15 protein-coding genes and 4 pseudogenes are annotated in these 16,441 nt (G+C 51.2%); 10 read left to right on the top strand and 9 right to left on the bottom strand.

The window, feature by feature from the left end:
* The first annotated feature begins 34 nt into the window (after positions 1-34).
* The 7 genes and pseudogenes from GYMC52_RS04840 to GYMC52_RS18450 form a co-directional block, all read left to right on the top strand.
* Positions 35-715: a GNAT family N-acetyltransferase gene (locus GYMC52_RS04840; protein ID WP_013523285.1), complete on the top strand. Its 681-nt coding sequence runs from the start codon at positions 35-37 to the stop codon at positions 713-715.
* Positions 716-1,044: 329 nt separating this feature from the next.
* Positions 1,045-1,203: pseudogene (locus GYMC52_RS04835) on the top strand (AAA family ATPase); the annotation flags it as partial.
* 251 nt (positions 1,204-1,454) lie between these two features.
* Positions 1,455-1,643 (top strand): annotated as a pseudogene (locus GYMC52_RS19190) (ISLre2 family transposase); the annotation flags it as partial.
* 218 nt (positions 1,644-1,861) lie between these two features.
* Positions 1,862-2,368, top strand: a complete 507-nt coding sequence (locus GYMC52_RS04830; protein WP_013145931.1) for a peptidoglycan-binding domain-containing protein — start codon at positions 1,862-1,864, stop codon at positions 2,366-2,368.
* An 11-nt stretch (positions 2,369-2,379) separates the two neighbouring features.
* A complete protein-coding gene (locus GYMC52_RS04825) occupies positions 2,380-2,937 on the top strand; it encodes a DUF4367 domain-containing protein (RefSeq protein ID WP_013145932.1) in 558 nt (185 codons plus the stop codon).
* A 330-nt stretch (positions 2,938-3,267) separates the two neighbouring features.
* Positions 3,268-4,443, top strand: a pseudogene (locus GYMC52_RS04820) (ISL3 family transposase).
* Positions 4,444-4,526: 83 nt separating this feature from the next.
* A pseudogene (locus GYMC52_RS18450) lies at positions 4,527-4,670 on the top strand (spore protease YyaC); the annotation flags it as partial.
* Between the two features lie 84 nt (positions 4,671-4,754).
* Here the strand turns inward: GYMC52_RS18450 and ptsP are convergent.
* The 4 genes from ptsP to glcT all read right to left on the bottom strand — a co-directional run bounded on the left by ptsP (position 4,755) and on the right by glcT (position 9,957).
* Positions 4,755-6,476 (bottom strand): phosphoenolpyruvate--protein phosphotransferase, encoded by a 1,722-nt coding sequence (gene ptsP, locus GYMC52_RS04815; RefSeq protein ID WP_013145933.1) that lies wholly within the window; start codon positions 6,474-6,476, stop codon positions 4,755-4,757.
* A complete protein-coding gene (locus tag GYMC52_RS04810) occupies positions 6,476-6,742 on the bottom strand; it encodes a phosphocarrier protein HPr (RefSeq protein WP_011230496.1) in 267 nt (88 codons plus the stop codon). The genes ptsP and GYMC52_RS04810 overlap by 1 nt, the downstream gene beginning before the upstream one ends.
* A gap of 106 nt (positions 6,743-6,848) precedes the next feature.
* Positions 6,849-8,867: a glucose-specific PTS transporter subunit IIBC gene (gene ptsG, locus GYMC52_RS04805; RefSeq protein WP_013523283.1), complete on the bottom strand. Its 2,019-nt coding sequence runs from the start codon at positions 8,865-8,867 to the stop codon at positions 6,849-6,851.
* Between the two features lie 232 nt (positions 8,868-9,099).
* Positions 9,100-9,957, bottom strand: a complete 858-nt coding sequence (glcT, locus tag GYMC52_RS04800) for a glucose PTS transporter transcription antiterminator GlcT (protein ID WP_011230491.1) — start codon at positions 9,955-9,957, stop codon at positions 9,100-9,102.
* 201 nt (positions 9,958-10,158) lie between these two features.
* Here glcT and GYMC52_RS20150 point away from each other — a divergent pair, with 201 nt between their 5' ends.
* Positions 10,159-10,287, top strand: a complete 129-nt coding sequence (locus GYMC52_RS20150; RefSeq protein ID WP_013145936.1) for a hypothetical protein — start codon at positions 10,159-10,161, stop codon at positions 10,285-10,287.
* Between the two features lie 90 nt (positions 10,288-10,377).
* Here GYMC52_RS20150 and GYMC52_RS04795 read toward each other — a convergent pair whose 3' ends face one another.
* From GYMC52_RS04795 to GYMC52_RS04775, 5 genes are all read right to left on the bottom strand, one after another.
* Positions 10,378-11,547: a cation:proton antiporter gene (locus GYMC52_RS04795; protein ID WP_013523282.1), complete on the bottom strand. Its 1,170-nt coding sequence runs from the start codon at positions 11,545-11,547 to the stop codon at positions 10,378-10,380.
* A gap of 301 nt (positions 11,548-11,848) precedes the next feature.
* The gene (locus tag GYMC52_RS04790) at positions 11,849-13,141 is read right to left on the bottom strand and encodes an ATP-binding protein (RefSeq protein WP_013523281.1); all 1,293 of its coding nucleotides are present in this window, start codon (positions 13,139-13,141) and stop codon (positions 11,849-11,851) included.
* Positions 13,142-13,197: 56 nt separating this feature from the next.
* The gene (locus tag GYMC52_RS04785) at positions 13,198-13,443 is read right to left on the bottom strand and encodes a YueH family protein (protein ID WP_011230486.1); all 246 of its coding nucleotides are present in this window, start codon (positions 13,441-13,443) and stop codon (positions 13,198-13,200) included.
* 65 nt (positions 13,444-13,508) lie between these two features.
* Positions 13,509-14,258 (bottom strand): SDR family NAD(P)-dependent oxidoreductase, encoded by a 750-nt coding sequence (locus tag GYMC52_RS04780; protein WP_013523280.1) that lies wholly within the window; start codon positions 14,256-14,258, stop codon positions 13,509-13,511.
* Positions 14,259-14,527: 269 nt separating this feature from the next.
* Entirely contained in the window at positions 14,528-15,196 is a 669-nt protein-coding gene (locus tag GYMC52_RS04775; RefSeq protein ID WP_013523279.1) for a hypothetical protein, read from the bottom strand.
* Between the two features lie 171 nt (positions 15,197-15,367).
* Here GYMC52_RS04775 and GYMC52_RS04770 point away from each other — a divergent pair, with 171 nt between their 5' ends.
* On the top strand, positions 15,368-15,562 hold the full coding sequence (locus GYMC52_RS04770) for a hypothetical protein (protein ID WP_011230483.1): 195 nt from the start codon (positions 15,368-15,370) through the stop codon (positions 15,560-15,562).
* Between the two features lie 200 nt (positions 15,563-15,762).
* Positions 15,763-16,347: a cell wall hydrolase gene (locus GYMC52_RS04765; protein WP_013145941.1), complete on the top strand. Its 585-nt coding sequence runs from the start codon at positions 15,763-15,765 to the stop codon at positions 16,345-16,347.
* Positions 16,348-16,441: the final 94 nt, after the last annotated feature.

The following is a 16,441-nucleotide window of genomic DNA, read 5'->3' as shown; positions in this document are numbered from 1 at the left end:
GTTATGATGAAGGTAAAAAGCAAGGGGGATCGGCATGTACGATAAACGTTTATACGTCTTTGACGGCAACACCCCGCGCGAAGCGGTCATCCGCAACTATACGAAAGACGACTTTGCTGATCTCATCCGCGTGCAGCAAGAAAGTTTTCCGCCCCCGTTTCCATCGGAGTTATGGTGGAACGAACAACAGCTTCACAACCATGTCACCTTGTTTCCCGAAGGAGCGCTTTGCGTCGAAGTCGGCGGGCGCATCGTCGGATCGATGACCGGCTTGATCGTTGACTTTGATCCAGCCCATACCGATCATACATGGGAAGAGATCACCGACGGCGGCTACATCCGCAACCACCGCCCGGATGGCAACACGCTTTATGTCGTCGACATTTGCGTCTCGCCGCCATACCGGAAGCTCGGCCTCGGCAAGTGGCTCATGCAGTCGATGTATGAAGTCGTCGTCCATCTCAGCCTCGACCGGCTGCTCGGCGGCGGGCGGATGCCTGGCTACCATCGTTACGCTAATGAATTATCACCCGAAGCCTACATCGACAAAGTGGTTGCTGGCGAGCTGAACGATCCGGTCATTACGTTTTTGCTCCGCTGCGGGCGCACTCCGCTGGCGGTCGTTCACAATTATTTGGAAGATGAGGAATCGCGCAACTATGCCGTCCTGATGGAATGGCGCAATCCATTTAGGCAGATGACAAGAAAAAATTAACAGACACCAAATGACAGGAATTGTCGGCAACGAACGCAAAAAAATAAGGTTCCTCACCACAACGTGTACTTGACAAGCGAGGCTTTTTCTCGTGTCACCATGTAGGAAAATCGTTGATTTACTGATTTTCCTTATGCATGTAAGTAAGACATGATCTGAAACAGTCAAGTACAACTTTTGGTGAAGATCCATTTTCTGTGATTTCTACTCAATCCTAGAAACATGTTAGCTGGATGAAATCGGTTCATCAGTCAGGACCCTTCTTCCGCATACAGACCACGAAGTTGGTAGAATGGAAACAGTCAAATGCTTTCCTTGACGGGTTCCATTCTCCATCGGCGTTAGAGGCGATTGCCCTGCAGTCGCGGGGATGGCCCCGTGTCATCAACACGTTGGCCACGACTTGCCTGCTGTACGGGCATCAGCTGAAAAAGGACGTCATTGACGAAGAAGTGGTGCGCATGGCTGCAGAGGAAATGGGGTATTAGCACGAAAGGGGCCAAATCGGCCTCTTTTGTGCTTCCTCTTTTTCATCGGTCCATCAGGCGCGCTGGAAATCTTCATCTGAAAGAGCGTGCAAACGTTCCGAAAGAATGTGCAAAATCCGGAACAATCCGCAAACATTTTGCACATTATTTCGGAATCCACCTGAAAATAATTTGAAAAAGGGATTCTGAAATAATGTGCTAATTTACAGCGAAGTGACCTTTCGATGGAACGACTACTATGAATTTCGTGGAGAAATGGGCGATTGGAGGAGGAAGAGACCCGGACCGCAGCCTCGGCCAAGCCAGCTCGGATCGAACAGGACAAACGGAAGACAGGGCGGTTGTTGGCGGATGTGATGCGTCAAAACATCCCGTATCTTCAGCGGTCATCAGGGACGCCGATGTATCAAGCGCCGTCGGCACTTCAGGATGTTGGTTAGGTGTAAAAAATGGAATACAATATCACCGCCTCAAGATGAGGGATGAGAGTCCGAAAGCGTTTGCGATATTAATTCCTGAAAATGGTTCACTAACCATCCATTTACAACGTCCGTAGTGAACCAAAAAAAGTTCCCACAAAGTCTTGACTGACTCCGCCAAAGTTGTTAAGTTTAAATAAGGAATATTCAGAAAATATAATGATAGGGGGGAGTTAAAAGTGGTGAAACGTCTATCATTATGTTTAGGAGCCTTTCTACTCGGACTAGGATTATTTATTTCGCCTAAAGATGCTTCCGCCCATGATATGGAAGACAATTGGGCCAATAACGACACGATCGGCTATGGATACGAGACAGACGGTGGGTATGTTCTAGCCATTCAACGAATGCTAAAAGATACACCTTGGGGTTATAGTGCAGTCGACGGATATTGGGGTTCTAAAACCTATAATGGAGTGGTTAATTTTCAAAGAAACGAAGGTATAGCGGCCGATGGTATTGTTGGACCTGTTACATGGGAAGAGTTTGAGGATTATCGGGTCTATGTTGGTTATTTAGGTTCTACTCAATATTATGAATGGAACTATAACTTAACCGATAGCTATCCGGCTACCTATTTGCGTGATGCATGTTATGGATGGTATATTGATGTAACAACTAACAATTCCGAGGACTATTGGCATGTTGACCATGATTTTGAAAGATTAACGTACATGTGCTTATAAGGGGAGTTATCATGAAGAAGAAAAATCTCATAATTGGCGGTATTGTAGGAGCAGCACTTGCTGTTGTTATTTCCGGTTTTGTTTCACAAGAAAAAGCAACATCAGCAAATTCCTATCAAAACACGAAAGTGACAGAAGATACAAAAATAAAGGTCGAACGTTTTAATGGAATTGCCCAAGACAAACTGTCGTTTAAAGCCAAAAAACCGACTGTGCTTCCGGAAGATGTGAAAGAACTTGAACCTAAAACAGAGGTAGTTACTCAAGGAGCCAAAAAACTAACGGTTGTCAAACAGGCGTGGGTGGATAAAGACGCTGATAAGAAGTTAAAGTATCAACGAAAAGAATTGTTAATCATTCAATCCGATGATGATGGAACAGTTAAGCCGATGAATGTTCTCTCAAAAGGAGAAAAAATTCAAGTAGCTGGCGTAGATGCATGGTTGATTAAGCGTGGCGAACATGATCCTATTCAATTGATATTTTGGAAAGATGGTCGTTACTTTAATGTCCGAGGTATGAACATTAAAGCCGACAAATTAATCAAGATTGCAGAATCCCTGCAATAATCAAAATCTCGGCTATCTGCCGGGGTTTTTTTATCTTTTTAACATAGTCCCGAAAGAAGTCTCCCGCTTCAAGCGCGTGAAAGGGCATAGCCCAACGATAAGCGGGAGATGAGTGTGAGTAAAATATTTGTGGGCGAAATTCAATATTGAACTGTAGATGAGCAAATTCACTAACATAAATTGACAACCAAACAAAAAAGGGGCTCTTCACCACAAGTTGTACTTGAGATTTTAAGATAGGTATGCATAGGGGAAAATAGAGGATACAAAAAATGCGAATTTTCCTGTATGGTAAAGGTGACAAAACCAAACCATTGGAGGAAAACTCGCATGTACGCTCAGTTTATCAAAGAACTTATCGATTTATCAGATGTTTTGATTCAAAAGGTGCGAAAAGAAGAAGAACGTTGGATTTTCGAACTTTCTCTACCCGAACAATGCCCGTTATGTCCTGTTGGCTTGAAACGCACGATCAAAATGACAGGCAAAAAGAAGCAATGGATGCATGGGTATGCTCAACGGATCGGCATCTTTTGGGTGGAACTCCCTGTGGAGCGTAGACGTTGTGGTACATGCGGCATGACATTCAGCACGTCTTATCCCGGAATTTTCCCTCGAAGTGTAGCGGCGGATGCGTTTCAGCAATGAGTGGCGCAATCTTGCATCGGAACATCCATTCAGGCGGTGGCTCGTATGCTCAAGCTTCCTTACACGAACGTGGAACGTTGGTTTTATACCCATGCCCCTTCCTTCCTATCGAATGACATCCAACCAAAGGCAGTTTGTGTCGACGAGTTTGCGTTTCGAAAAGGGCATGATTACGGAGTGGCAGTCATGGATGCCGAAACGGGAGAAGTGTATGCCGTTGAAGCAGGAAAGAACGAGGAAGCCATTGGACGTGTGTTGGCTCCTGTGTCTGATTCTGTTCAGTATGTCGTGAGCGATTTGGCTCCAGCGATGAAAAAAGCCATTCAAGGGGTGTGTCCGGAAGCGAAGCATGTGGTCGATTATTTTCATGTGATTCAATTGTTTACGGAAGCGTTGGATCGATGCCGCAAATCCTTCGGAAAAGGGAACAAGAAACATGGGCATGTTCGGTATGTTTGCCGCTTATTGACCCAGTGCCCCGAGAAACTCACCGAGGAGGAGCGCCAAACGGTGCGAGAGTGGCAGAAAGAGAGCGATTCCTTGCAGGCTGTCTATCAATCCCTTCAACATTTTCGTTATGTATCCAAAAGCCAAAACGAGCGACAAGCGAAACGTCGTTTGAACGCCTGGGTTCATCGGTATTTGTTTTGTCCTTGTTCTGCTGTTCGCGCCATCGCAAAATCACTCGTCAAACGAACAGACGAAATCATATCGTGCATTTTATCCCCTTATTCAAATGGGAAAATGGAGGGAACAAATAACAAGATCAAGCTGATGAAACGTCGGGGATACGGATACAGAAATATCCAGCGTTTTGTATTGCGGGTTCGGCTAGAAACAGCTAACATACTTTCATGACAGGTGCAAGTACAACTTTTGGTGATGAACCAAAAAAGGAATCACCAGCATCGGCCGCGAACTAAGAAAAGGAGAACGACCGAATGGAAGATACCGCCGATATGAGCGCACTTCCGTACACGAATTTGCACATTGTTTACCAAATGGCGAAAGTCATCGCTTTAGGCCTTTCACTTACGATCCGGCAGCGGTATGGCTATGAATCATCGACACCGCTGTTGGCTTGAACAGAGCGCGGAAACATATGTCTTGCCTTTAAAGGCAAAAAAAGGCGCAGCGGCCGATTCATGCCGCTGCACCTTTCGCTATGATCAAGCCATATGGAACGTTCGTTTGACAAACGACACTACTTCCTCAGCCGTACCAAGCGACAGCACTGTCTCTTTCACGCGGACCGCATCCTCTTTTGACAGCCGCTTCAGCTGGGCGCGCGCCGGCAAAATCGAGGTGGCGCTCATGCTGAACTCATCAAGGCCAAGAGCAAGCAAAATCGGAATGGCGATCGGGTCGCCGGCCATTTCCCCGCACATCCCAACCCATTTCCCTTCGCGGTGAGCGGCGTCAATGACATAGCTGATGAGCCGCAAAATAGCCGGGTTGTACGGTTGATATAGATACGCCACCCTCTCATTCATCCGGTCGGCCGCCATCGTATATTGGATCAGGTCGTTCGTTCCGATGCTGAAGAAATCGACTTCCCTGGCAAACTGATCGGCCATGACGGCGGCAGCCGGGATCTCCACCATCATGCCGACTTCAATGTCATCGGCGACCGGGACGCCTTGGCGGAGGAGCGCTTCTTTTTCTTCGAGCAAAATCGCTTTCGCTTGGCGGAATTCATCGAGCGTCGCAATCATCGGGAACATGATTTTCAAATTGCCGTGCACGCTCGCCCGCAGCAAGGCGCGCAGCTGGGTGCGGAACATGTCTTGCATTTCCAAACAAAGCCGAATGGCTCGAAACCCTAAAAACGGGTTCATCTCTTTTGGCAAGTGTAAATACGGGAGCTCTTTGTCGCCGCCAATGTCAAGCGTACGCACAACGACCGGCTTGCCGCCCATTTGTTCAAGCACCGTTTTGTAAGCCGCAAACTGTTCGTCTTCCGTAGGCAGCTCCGATCGTCCCATGTATAAAAATTCCGTGCGATACAATCCGATCCCTTCTGCCCCGTTGGCCAACGCTCCTTTCACATCGTCCGGCGTGCCGATATTGGCCGCCAGCTCAACGTGCACGCCATCAGCGGTGACCGTCGGTTGATCGACAAGCTTCGCCCATTCCGCTTTTTGCTCCTCATAGCGAGCCCGCTTCTCTTCATAACGCGCAAGCAGCTCCGGGGACGGATTGACGACGACTTGACCGTCGAGCCCATCGACGATGACCATGTCGCCGTTTTTTACTTCCGCCGTTACCGCCTTCGTGCCGACGACAGCCGGAATTTCGAGCGAGCGGGCCATAATGGCCGAGTGCGACGTTCGCCCGCCGATGTCGGTGGCAAATCCTTTCACATATTGGCGGTTCAGCTGCGCCGTATCGGATGGCGTCAAGTCTTCAGCGATGATCACGACTTCCTCAGAAATGAGGCTCGGGTTCGAGATCGTGACGCCAAGCAGATGGGCGAGGACGCGCTTTGTCACATCGCGGATATCGGCGGCCCGCTCTTTCATATACTCATTGTCCATGCCTTCAAACATGGAAATGAAAAACGATGCCGTTTCATGGAGCGCATATTCCGCATTCACTTGTTCTGTTTTGATTTTTTCCTTAATTGGGTTCAGCAGTTCTGGGTCGTCAAGCACAAGCAAGTGGGCGGCAAAAATGGCGGCTTTGTCTTCACCAAGCTTTTCCAAGGCATGCTGTTTGATGGCTTCCAGCTCTTCTTTCGCTTTCGCGACCGCCGCCTCAAGCCGCGCAATTTCCGCCTCGACATCGGTGACCGTTCGTTTTTCGGCCGTCAAATGAGGCGTCTCTAAGCGGTAGGCCTTGGCGATGGCGATGCCGCTTGAAGCGGCGATGCCATGAATCGTCTTTTCCATTATTCCGCAAGGCCTTCCTTTGCCAACGTATCGGTTAACGCCGCCATTGCTTCTGCCGCATCGGCCCCTTCTGCCGTGATTTTGATCGTTGCCCCTTTCGGAATTCCTAACGACATAACGCCCATGATCGATTTCAAGTTCACCGTTTTGCCGTTGTACTCAAGCTGGATTTCGCTGTTGAATTTGCTCGCCGTTTGCACCAAAATCGTCGCCGGACGAGCGTGGATGCCGGAATCAGAAACGACTTTAAACGTTTTTTCTGCCATGTTCATCATTCCCCTTTTCTTCAATTTTTTCTTTGCCATCATATCAAATGCAGGGGCGGGGAGGCAACGGAAAATGCTTGGTCCCGCCCCGCTGCGAATAAGCAGTTTAGCTGATCGTCACAACAGCGTCTTCTCCTCGAGCAACCGGGCCTTGCTTGTTGACGTGAACCGTTTCGCCGGCTTTGAGATTCGTGAAAATCACCGGCGTGACGATCGATGGCGCGTTCTGTTTTACATAATCAAGGTCGACGCGCAAAATCGGCTGCCCTTTTTTCACTTCGTCGCCTTCCTTCACAAGCGCTTCAAACCCTTGGCCGTTCAGCTTCACCGTGTCGATGCCGACGTGGATTAAAATTTCATGCCCGCCGGCCGACTGAATGCCAATGGCGTGCTTCGTCGGAAATACGTTGATGATTTTGCCATCAACCGGAGAGACGACCGTGCCGTCCGTCGGCATGACCGCGAAGCCGTCGCCCATCATTTTTTGCGAAAACACTTGGTCCGGCACTTCAGCGAGCGGAACGACCTCTCCTGACATCGGCGAAGCAATCGTTTCGGACTTCGCGGTTTCTGAAGCCGCTGTTTTCGGTTCTTCTTCCGCACGAGCCGGCGCTTTTCCTTGCATGATGTCTTGAATTTGCCCTTTTAACATATCCGATTTCGGACCGAAAATCGCTTGCACGTTGTTGCTGACTTCAAGCACCCCGGCGGCGCCGAGCGCTTTCAACCGGTCTTTATCGACCCGGCCGATATCATGGACCGAAACGCGCAAACGTGTAATGCATGCGTCCAAATGTTCGATGTTTTCCTTTCCGCCAAGGGCAGCGAGCACTTCATACGGCAGGTCGCCAGCGGCGGCTGCCTCGGCTTTCGGTGCTTCCTCGACCGTTTTTTCCCGGCCCGGCGTCGCCAAATCCCATTTGCGGATCGCAAAGCGGAATCCGAAATAATAAATCACGGCAAACACCAAGCCGACCGGAATGACGAGCCACCATGCCGTCCGGTTTGGCAGAACGCCAAACAGCAAGAAGTCAATGACCCCGCCGGAGAAGGTCATCCCGATTTTGACGTTCAACAAGTGCATGATCATAAACGACAAGCCGGCAAAGACGCAGTGAATGGCAAACAGCGCCGGGGCGACAAACAAGAACGAAAATTCGATCGGTTCGGTAATCCCGGTCAAAAACGATGTCAACGCGGCCGACCCCATGATGCCGGCAACGACTTTTTTGTTTTCCGGTCGCGCTTCATGGTAGATCGCGAGCGCCGCTGCCGGGAGACCGAACATCATAAACGGGAACTTCCCGGTCATGAACGTGCCGGCCGTCAATTTGACCCCGTCTTTCAGTTGCTCGAAAAAGATTTTTTGATCGCCATGGACCACTTGCCCGGCTTTATTGACGTACTCGCCAAATTCAAACCAAAACGGTGCATAGAAAATATGATGCAAACCAAACGGAATGAGCGCCCGTTCGATGACGCCGAAAATGAACGCGGCCAACGTTTTGTTCGCATCGATCATATTGTGCGAAAACGCATTGAGCCCGTGCTGAATCGGCGGCCAAACGAATGTCATGATAATGCCAAGCACGACTGCGGACGCCGCCGTCACGATCGGCACGAACCGCTTGCCGGCGAAAAAGCCGAGATATTGCGGCAGTTCGATATTGAAGTATTTGTTGTACATGTACGCTGCCAAAATCCCGACGATAATCCCCCCAAAGACGCCGGTTTGCAGCGTCGGGATGCCGAGAATGTTGGCGTACGACGGGTCGGCGCCGATCATATCGGAAGTCACGCCCAAGATGACGCTCATCGTCACATTCATAATCAAGTAGCCGATGATCGCCGCCAAGCCCGCGACCCCGTCCCCGCCGGCAAGGCCGATCGCCACACCAACCGCAAACAAGAGCGACAAGTTGGAGAAGACGATGCCGCCTGCTTGCTCCATAACGTTGGAGATGAGCACGACCCAGTCGGCTTTGAGCGCCGGAATTTTGTCAGTGAGCGCCGGGTTTTTCAAGGCGTTGCCAAGCGCCAACAAAATCCCGGCCGCCGGCAAGATCGCCACCGGCAGCATGAGCGCTTTCCCGACCTTTTGCAACGTGCCAAACGCTCGTTTCATCTTCATAACCTCCTTTAGTTTCCTTTTCTTAAGTTTTACAGCAAACAACCGATTCATGCACCGAAAATGGAGCGGGCGTTTCCGAGGGAGCCGGCGCAATAAAAAAGGCATGACTAAAGAGAGACAAAAAGAACGCTTACAACAGCGCAAAGATGAATTTGCAACTGTTGCCGCCTTGTTTGCCCTCTTTACTCATGCCTGATCGAGTCAGTAACACGTAAAGCGAGACAACCTATGCAGTTGTATTGTTCTTTTTCTCCGCCAGCCGTTGCAAATGCAACGTCAAATAGACCGCCTCGGCATCGTCCGCCGGCAGATGAAGCGTTTGCTGCATGACTTTGACCAACTTCCATGCTAGATTATAGCATAATGGATACGCTTCCTTCAAGATTTTCGACAAATTTTTTGGTTCTTCGACTTTTTCGCCTTTTTTCATCCGCTCAATCGCATAGCGCAAGTGACGGACAAACCGCAAATAATGAACGCTCTCGCGGTCGATGTCAACGCCAAGCTGTTGCTCGACGATCTTGACAAGATCAGCAATGAGCTGGGAATATCGATTCGCTTCCGACACGCTTTGTTTGGAAATCGCGCTATGAATATGAAGGGCAATAAAGCCTGCCTCTCCTTCAGGCAGCACAATCCCGAGCTTTTGTTCAATCATGCGGGCCACTTCATTGGCAATTTCATATTCCAACGGATACAAGCTTTTCGTCTCAGCCAAAAACGGGTTTTTGACATCCAATCCTTGTTCAAGCCGCTTTAATGTAAAAGCGATATGGTCCGTCAGCGCCACATGGATGTGCTCGTCGAGCGGCGCGCCCACGCGTTGCTGAATATGTTGAACCACCTCGCTCATGAGGGCGATGAATTCTTCGCTCAATTCCGGAAGCAGCTTTTTGTATTGCTCTTGTTCGCGTTCGTTTTTCAGAACGAAACATTTTTCAACAGCGCTCTTGGCAATCTCGTCCCCCCGTTTTTTGCCGAAGCCGATTCCTTTGCCGAGCAAAACGACTTCGCCATATGCCGGATGGGAAGCGATTAACACGTTATTGTTGAGCGTTTTTTCGACGCGAAACGGCTGTTCCATCAGGCTCCCTCCTTTCCGCACCCATCGTCTGCCGCTAGTCTATGCAGACTACATTATAAACCGGACGGGCCATCGCTCTCAATGACGTTTTTTGGATGGGACGCCGCTCTTCTCGACATACTAATAAGAGGGCTGGGAGGGAGGAAAGATTTTGCGGGCATACGGCAAGCGGAGCGAAACTGGCCGAAAGGAGGGGATCGCATGTCGAACAAAGGGAGACAAAACAAGGTGAGCCAAGAAGTAGCCAACCCGACCGTCTCCAAGGCGGAGGCAGAAATGGCCAAAGACAGCGTGGATACGGCGAAACAAGCGAAAAAGAACCGCTCGTAGCGACAGCGAGGCTGCCCTTTTTTGGGGACAGCCCCGCTGTTTTGCCGCTATAGCGCCGGCCATCGGCCCGGCCGCCCACTTCGACGGCGACTAGGCCGTCCGGCGCACCGGATGAAGACGGCTGAAAATCATCTTCAGCAGCGGCGGAGTCACGATGGTCGTCACTAATACGACGATGATCATGACCGCAAACATGTCTCCATCAAGCAGGCCGGCTTCCAAGCCGATGCCGGCGATGATGAGCGCCACCTCACCGCGCGACACCATGCCAGCGCCGACCGCCAGCGAGCTTCCCCACGAAAATCCGGCCCATTTTGCCCCCAGCGCGGCGCCGACAAGCTTTGTCAAAATCGCGAGCGCACTCCAACCGACAATCAGCGGCCAATGCTCGATGATGCCGGAAAAGTCGGCCGCAACCCCGATGGAGGTAAAAAAGACAGGGACAAACAAAGAATAGGCGATCGTTTCCACTTTCTCAAATACTTCTTCCCGATAGTCCGTAAAACTCGCGCCAAGCCCGGCCATATAGGCGCCGATGATCGCCGCCACCCCCATCGCCTCAGCAAAATAGGCAAAGGCAAAACAGATGACCAGTCCGGCCGAGACGACCGCCTCTGTCACACGCAGCGGGGCAAACCACTTTAATACGAGCGGGATGGCTTTCCAAGCGAGCAAAATAGCGACGGCAAAAAAAACAGCTTTTTTCAGCACGACCGCACCAAGCTCGACGTCGCCGCCAGTTAGGCTTAATAAAAACGCCAAGGCAATGACGACCAGCACGTCGTCGATGACCGCCGCGCCAAGAATCGCTGATCCTTCCTTCGATTGCAGCTGTCCCATCTCTTTAAGCGCCTGCACAGAAATGCTGACGCTTGTCGCCGATAGCAAGAGGCCAAGAAATAGAGCCGTGCCGGTTTCCATGCCGAACGCTGCGCCGGCCGCATACCCGGCGAGCAGCGGAACGAGAATGCCGAGCACTCCGACTGCCACAGCAGCTTTTCCAGTGCGCCGAAACTGATCCATATCCGTCTCAAGGCCGGCTATAAACATAAGCAAAATGACGCCGATTTGACTTAACTCCTGCAAAAGATCGGTATCCTCGATCACACCCAGTACGCTCGGACCAAGCACAATACCGATGAGCAGCTTGCCGAGCACGGCGGGCTGGCCAAGGCGCACGGCCGCATCACCGGCAAGTTTGGCGGCGAACAAAATGACTGCCAGTTGGGCGATGAACACACCATCACATCCTTTTCCCATTATTCCTCCCCAAACTACGTTTATCATGTGCAATAGGTTTCATTTTTAACGGATTTCCGAAAGAAGTCTCCCACTTCAAGCAAAGCTAAGTAGGAATTGTTCCCTGCACGATCGGCAGTTTCGACCCTAAACAACTGAAAGAGAAATTTTACGAACCAAAACGCGCTGTGCACCGACAGGGCCTATGATGATCCGCAAAGCATCGGCCTCTGCCTGCCATGCAACTCGGCTGCCTATCAGCCATCGATTGAGCCGTTAGCCAAAAAAAACAGACATCCTCGCTCTGCGTGGACGCCTGTTGTTATGACAGCGCATTTGGCCGGCCGTTTGCGGCTTTGACGCCGCCAGACGGAAACGTCAAATGAACAGTCGTTCCCTTCCCAACCTCGCTTTCGATCCGCATCGTTCCTTTATGTTCTTGAACGATTTTCATGCTTGTCGTCAGCCCGAGCCCCATTCCTTTTTCTTTCAAAGTGAAAAACGGTTCACCGATTTTCTGCAACCGCTCTTTCGAAATGCCGACGCCGGTGTCGGCAACATCGACATAGATCTTCCCGTCCGCTTCCGCAACGTGGACGTATAAAATTCCGCCATCAGGCATCGCTTCGATGGCATTTTTCATAACGTTCAACAACACTTGAACAATTTGGTTTTGATCGCCGTACACACAAGCTTTCGGAGCGGTGTTATGAACGGAAATGGAAACACTGTTCAACGTCGCCTCATGGCCAATCAAGCTGATGACATACGAAATGGCCTCGTCTAGCAAAAACGGCCGATAATCGTGGCTTTGCGGCTTGGCGAGCACCAGCAGCTCGCTGACAATTTGGTTGATGCGGCCGAGTTCACTTAACATAATGCGCATGTAATGATCATTCACTTCGCGCGTTTCTTGCATCATCTGAATAAATCCTTTCATGGAGGTGAGCGGATTGCGGATTTCATGGGCAATGCCGGCAGCCAGCTCGCCAAGGACGGACAGCTTTTCTTTTTTCAAGAGCAACTCCTCGGCAAGCTTTTGCTGGGTAATGTCGCGGCCGATCGTCAACAACCCTTTGCGCGCTCCGTTTTCGTCAAAGAGCGGCACTTTAATGACGTCAAACGTCTTCACTTCCCCATCCGGCGTCGCAAACGACTCCTCGCAGCGCGTCACCTTTCCGCTCTCCCACGCCTCGCGGTCTGATGCAATGCACTGCGCAAACGCTTCTTTAAAAAACGGCACAAGCTCGCCAAGCTCGCGGTCCGTCTTCCCGATATAATCGATCTGTTCGAGGCGGTACAGCCGCCGGCCGAAATCGTTGACGCGCAGCCATCGCCCCTCGCTGTCTTTAAAGCAAACGAAATCGGGCATCGAATTGATGAGCGTAAGCAGCTGCTGTTCATTTTCCTCGGTCTTTTCCAGCTGCTCGCGCTTTTTTAACAGCTGGTACAAAAAAATGGCCGAGAGCAAAATAAACACGGCCCCTTTGGCGGCGCCAAGCGCCATATATACATCGCAGCTGATCGACAGCATATTGAGCAGGGTGTCGGTGGCGGCAATCCATAAAATGCTTCCTATGATATATACTGCGATTACTTTTGTTTTGTTGACCACGTTGTCATCGAACCCCTAACATGCAAAGTCGCTGGCGGCCACGGTCGCCCTCTAGGCTACATTTCCCGCGCCCAGCCGAGCAACCGCACGGCCAAGAGGGCGGCGCGCTCATGGTCAAGCCGCTTTTTTAGCGATGCCTCAAGCCGCTCGGCCACCGCCTCCGCCTCTTCCTCATAGGCGAACGAAAATGACCACTCAAGCGCCGGAATGGCAATCACGATATATTCTTCTTTTCGATTTTCGTAAATGTAGACATTAGCCGGAGCTTGTCCGTCCATCACCGGCGTTTTGCGGATTTTCATTTTTCCGTCCCACCTTTTCCTTTGAAACCGTCCCCATTTTGTTTATTTTAACAAACGCCCGCTCCCTACTCAATATAAATCATTTTCCTTGTCATTCCCCCGTCGATGACTAAATTGACCCCGGTGATAAAATCGTTTTCCTCATCGCATAAATACAGACAAGCGCGGGCGATATCGTCCGGTTTGCCGACGCGGCCGGCCGGGTGCTGCCGGTGGTCAATGTCTCGCAATTGCCCATAATCGCCCGTTTCAATCCAACCGGGGCTGATGCAATTGACGCGAATGCGATCATCCGCAAACGACACCGCCAGCGCATGGGTCAAAGCGACAAGGCCGCCTTTCGATGCAGCGTACGCCTCGGAATTCGGCTCGGACATGAGCGCCCTTGTCGAGGCAATGTTGACGATTGCTCCGCCTTTTGCATTGCGGCGCATATATTTCGCTGCTTCTCGAGAAGCAAAAAAAGCGCTGCGCAAATTCGTTGACAGCACGTCATCCCACTCCTCAACCGTCAGCTCATACGGCGACTTCCAGCGTGAGACGCCAGCATTGTTGATCAAATAGTCAATGCGGCCGAAGCGGCCGGCAGCTTCTTGTACAAACCGTTCAATATCGTCCACCTTCCGCACATCCGCTGCCACAAAGATCGCCTTGAACCCGTCCGACTGCAATTGCGCGGCGAACGCTTCACCGTTTTGAATATCGCGGTCGATGATCACGACGTTCGCTCCCTGTTTTGCGAATGCTCTAGCGATCGCCTTGCCGATCCCATTCGCTCCACCGGTGACAATGGCTGTTTTCTGTTCCATGCTCATGTGCAATCTCTTCTCCCTTCCTTTGGTCCGTTTGCTTTCGGGTGGGATCCAACCGAAAGAGGTAGGCTTTATGCATGACCTTCCCTCCTACGATAAGGAACGTTTGTTCTATTCATGACCATTTTATACCTTTCGTTCTTTTGATGCAAGAGAAAGGTGGATGAGGAAAGATACCGATTCATCCCCCACTTGCGCTCACGCATGGAAGTGAGGATTTTCTCAGCCCGAGATGTGAAAAAGACCGCCATTCGGCGGTCTTTTTTGGCATCTTACCGATAGGGGCCATACGAGACTGGAAAGCCAGGCGCATACGGGGTTCCTCCGCCATAATATGGAGGCAGCGGAGAAGCAGGATAGCCATACGGCATCACCGGGGCATACGGCTGCGGCGCCATCGGTGGATAGTACAGCGGCGCATACGGATATGCGCCAGGAACGAAACCTGGTGTTGCACCAGCAGCCATTCCAGACAGCGTGCCAGGAACGGCCACGGGAGCCGTGCTGCCAGCCGGGGGGGCGTTTTCTGCATACGGGGCCGTCATGCCATACGGAATAGCGGCGTCATCAGGCGTCATCGGCGGCGTGTTTTCTTTCCCACCCATCGGCAAAACGGAAGCATGGGCCATATTCGGCCCGGCTCCTAAACCGAGCGGCGGCGCCGGCAGCATCATATCGGAGCTGTCCGGACTGTCTGGACTGTCAAGATGGACCGGACTGACAAGCGGCGCTGGCGGCGCAACCGGTGGACACCAATAGCCATAAGGCGCTGCGGGCGGATAATACGCCATCGGCATCACTTGAGTCGGCGTCGCTTCATTTGGCGTCGTTGCCGATAGCGGAGCCATCGGCGGCACGTTATTCTCCATCCACCCGGCTTCATTGTCATGGCCGGAAGAAGTTGAAAACGGACCATTCATATACGGATCCCAATGATTCATTGTTCTCTCCCTTTCTTGCTTATATTCTCGGGGCGCGTACCCACCCATATTGTATGTCGGAACAAGCAAAGGGTGTTTGCCCGGCCAAAATATAGGTATTTAACCCAACAGGCGTCTGTGATACGATAAATAACGGTGACGATGCCGAATCAACGCTTGGGGGGACATGCGATGGATGAAGCACTGGCGGCCAAGCAAATCGATGAATTGCGCAACGGAATCATCTCCGAACTGTTGGTGAAAAAAGAGGACTTCCCTGTTTTTCGTGCCGTGCTCGTCAAACAGCCCGACTTCAAACGATTTCGCGGCATCGCCCAGCGCGGCGGTCATGTCATTTACCACTATATGGATGCTCCGCGCAGCTAAAAGCCCCTCTTCCCATGGCTTCACACCCGGCTTTCCGTCCTGGAAGCCGGGTGTTTTTGCTCGCGGAGAATTTTCCATCCCTCTCTATGAAACTAGTCATTTCAATGCCTGACGCGTTTTTTCCATCATTTCGATAATGACTCATCGCGTGATCCTTGTTACTCTAGTAGCGAGTTTGCAAGACAAAAGGAGGGATGTGGATGAAACAAGCAAAAGCATGGGTGACGGCTATGTTGTGCGGCATATTTTTCTTTGCCGGCCATGCCGATGCGGCGACGATCCACACCGTCAAGCGCGGCGACACGCTTTGGAAAATCGCGAAACAATACGGTGTGCCGCTGAAACAACTGCAGCAGACAAATCGCAAAGGCGATTGGCTATATCCTGGTGAAAAACTCGTCATCCCTGATGCCGGCATCACGGCGGCAGAGAAAGATTTGCTCGCTCGCCTCGTCCATGCCGAGGCGAAAGGGGAACCGTACGCCGGGAAAGTGGCCGTGGCAACGGTCGTGCTCAACCGCGTCGACCATCCGGATTTTCCGGATACGATCCGCGCCGTCATTTATGAGCGCTCTGGCGGCCATTATGCATTCACGCCGGTCGCAAACGGATCGATCAACGAACCGGCCGACCGTGAATCATACCGCGCCGTTGAAGAAGCACTTGCTTTTCGCGGTTTAGGAAACGGCTCGCTCTATTTCTATAATCCGAAAACGGCGAAAAGCAAATGGCTGCGCTCGCGTCCAGTGACCGTCGTCATCGGCAACCACGTCTTCGCCAAGTAAAAGAAGGATAGGCTGCCTCAAAAGACCGTTTTCTCCTAAGCGAGGCGCCATATATGGTCTTTTGAGCATATTGGATGCATATATGCACCCATAA

It is taken from the genome of Geobacillus sp. Y412MC52, from assembly GCF_000174795.2.
GTDB lineage: Bacteria > Bacillota > Bacilli > Bacillales > Anoxybacillaceae > Geobacillus > Geobacillus thermoleovorans.
This window is presented reverse-complemented; position numbering and strand designations above follow the sequence as displayed.

What these genes read in the sequence shown, in the direction of transcription:
- GYMC52_RS04840 (WP_013523285.1), top strand. Translation starts at nt 35, where the DNA reads ATGTACGATAAACGTTTATACGTCTTTGACGGCAACACCCCGCGCGAA.
- GYMC52_RS04825 (WP_013145932.1), top strand. Translation starts at nt 2,380, where the DNA reads ATGAAGAAGAAAAATCTCATAATTGGCGGTATTGTAGGAGCAGCACTT.
- ptsP (WP_013145933.1), bottom strand. Translation starts at nt 6,476, where the DNA reads ATGGAAAAGACGATTCATGGCATCGCCGCTTCAAGCGGCATCGCCATC.
- GYMC52_RS04810 (WP_011230496.1), bottom strand. Translation starts at nt 6,742, where the DNA reads ATGGCAGAAAAAACGTTTAAAGTCGTTTCTGATTCCGGCATCCACGCT.
- ptsG (WP_013523283.1), bottom strand. Translation starts at nt 8,867, where the DNA reads ATGAAACGAGCGTTTGGCACGTTGCAAAAGGTCGGGAAAGCGCTCATG.
- glcT (WP_011230491.1), bottom strand. Translation starts at nt 9,957, where the DNA reads ATGGAACAGCCGTTTCGCGTCGAAAAAACGCTCAACAATAACGTGTTA.
- GYMC52_RS20150 (WP_013145936.1), top strand. Translation starts at nt 10,159, where the DNA reads ATGTCGAACAAAGGGAGACAAAACAAGGTGAGCCAAGAAGTAGCCAAC.
- GYMC52_RS04795 (WP_013523282.1), bottom strand. Translation starts at nt 11,547, where the DNA reads ATGGGAAAAGGATGTGATGGTGTGTTCATCGCCCAACTGGCAGTCATT.
- GYMC52_RS04785 (WP_011230486.1), bottom strand. Translation starts at nt 13,443, where the DNA reads ATGAAAATCCGCAAAACGCCGGTGATGGACGGACAAGCTCCGGCTAAT.
- GYMC52_RS04780 (WP_013523280.1), bottom strand. Translation starts at nt 14,258, where the DNA reads ATGAGCATGGAACAGAAAACAGCCATTGTCACCGGTGGAGCGAATGGG.
- GYMC52_RS04775 (WP_013523279.1), bottom strand. Translation starts at nt 15,196, where the DNA reads ATGAATCATTGGGATCCGTATATGAATGGTCCGTTTTCAACTTCTTCC.
- GYMC52_RS04770 (WP_011230483.1), top strand. Translation starts at nt 15,368, where the DNA reads ATGGATGAAGCACTGGCGGCCAAGCAAATCGATGAATTGCGCAACGGA.
- GYMC52_RS04765 (WP_013145941.1), top strand. Translation starts at nt 15,763, where the DNA reads ATGAAACAAGCAAAAGCATGGGTGACGGCTATGTTGTGCGGCATATTT.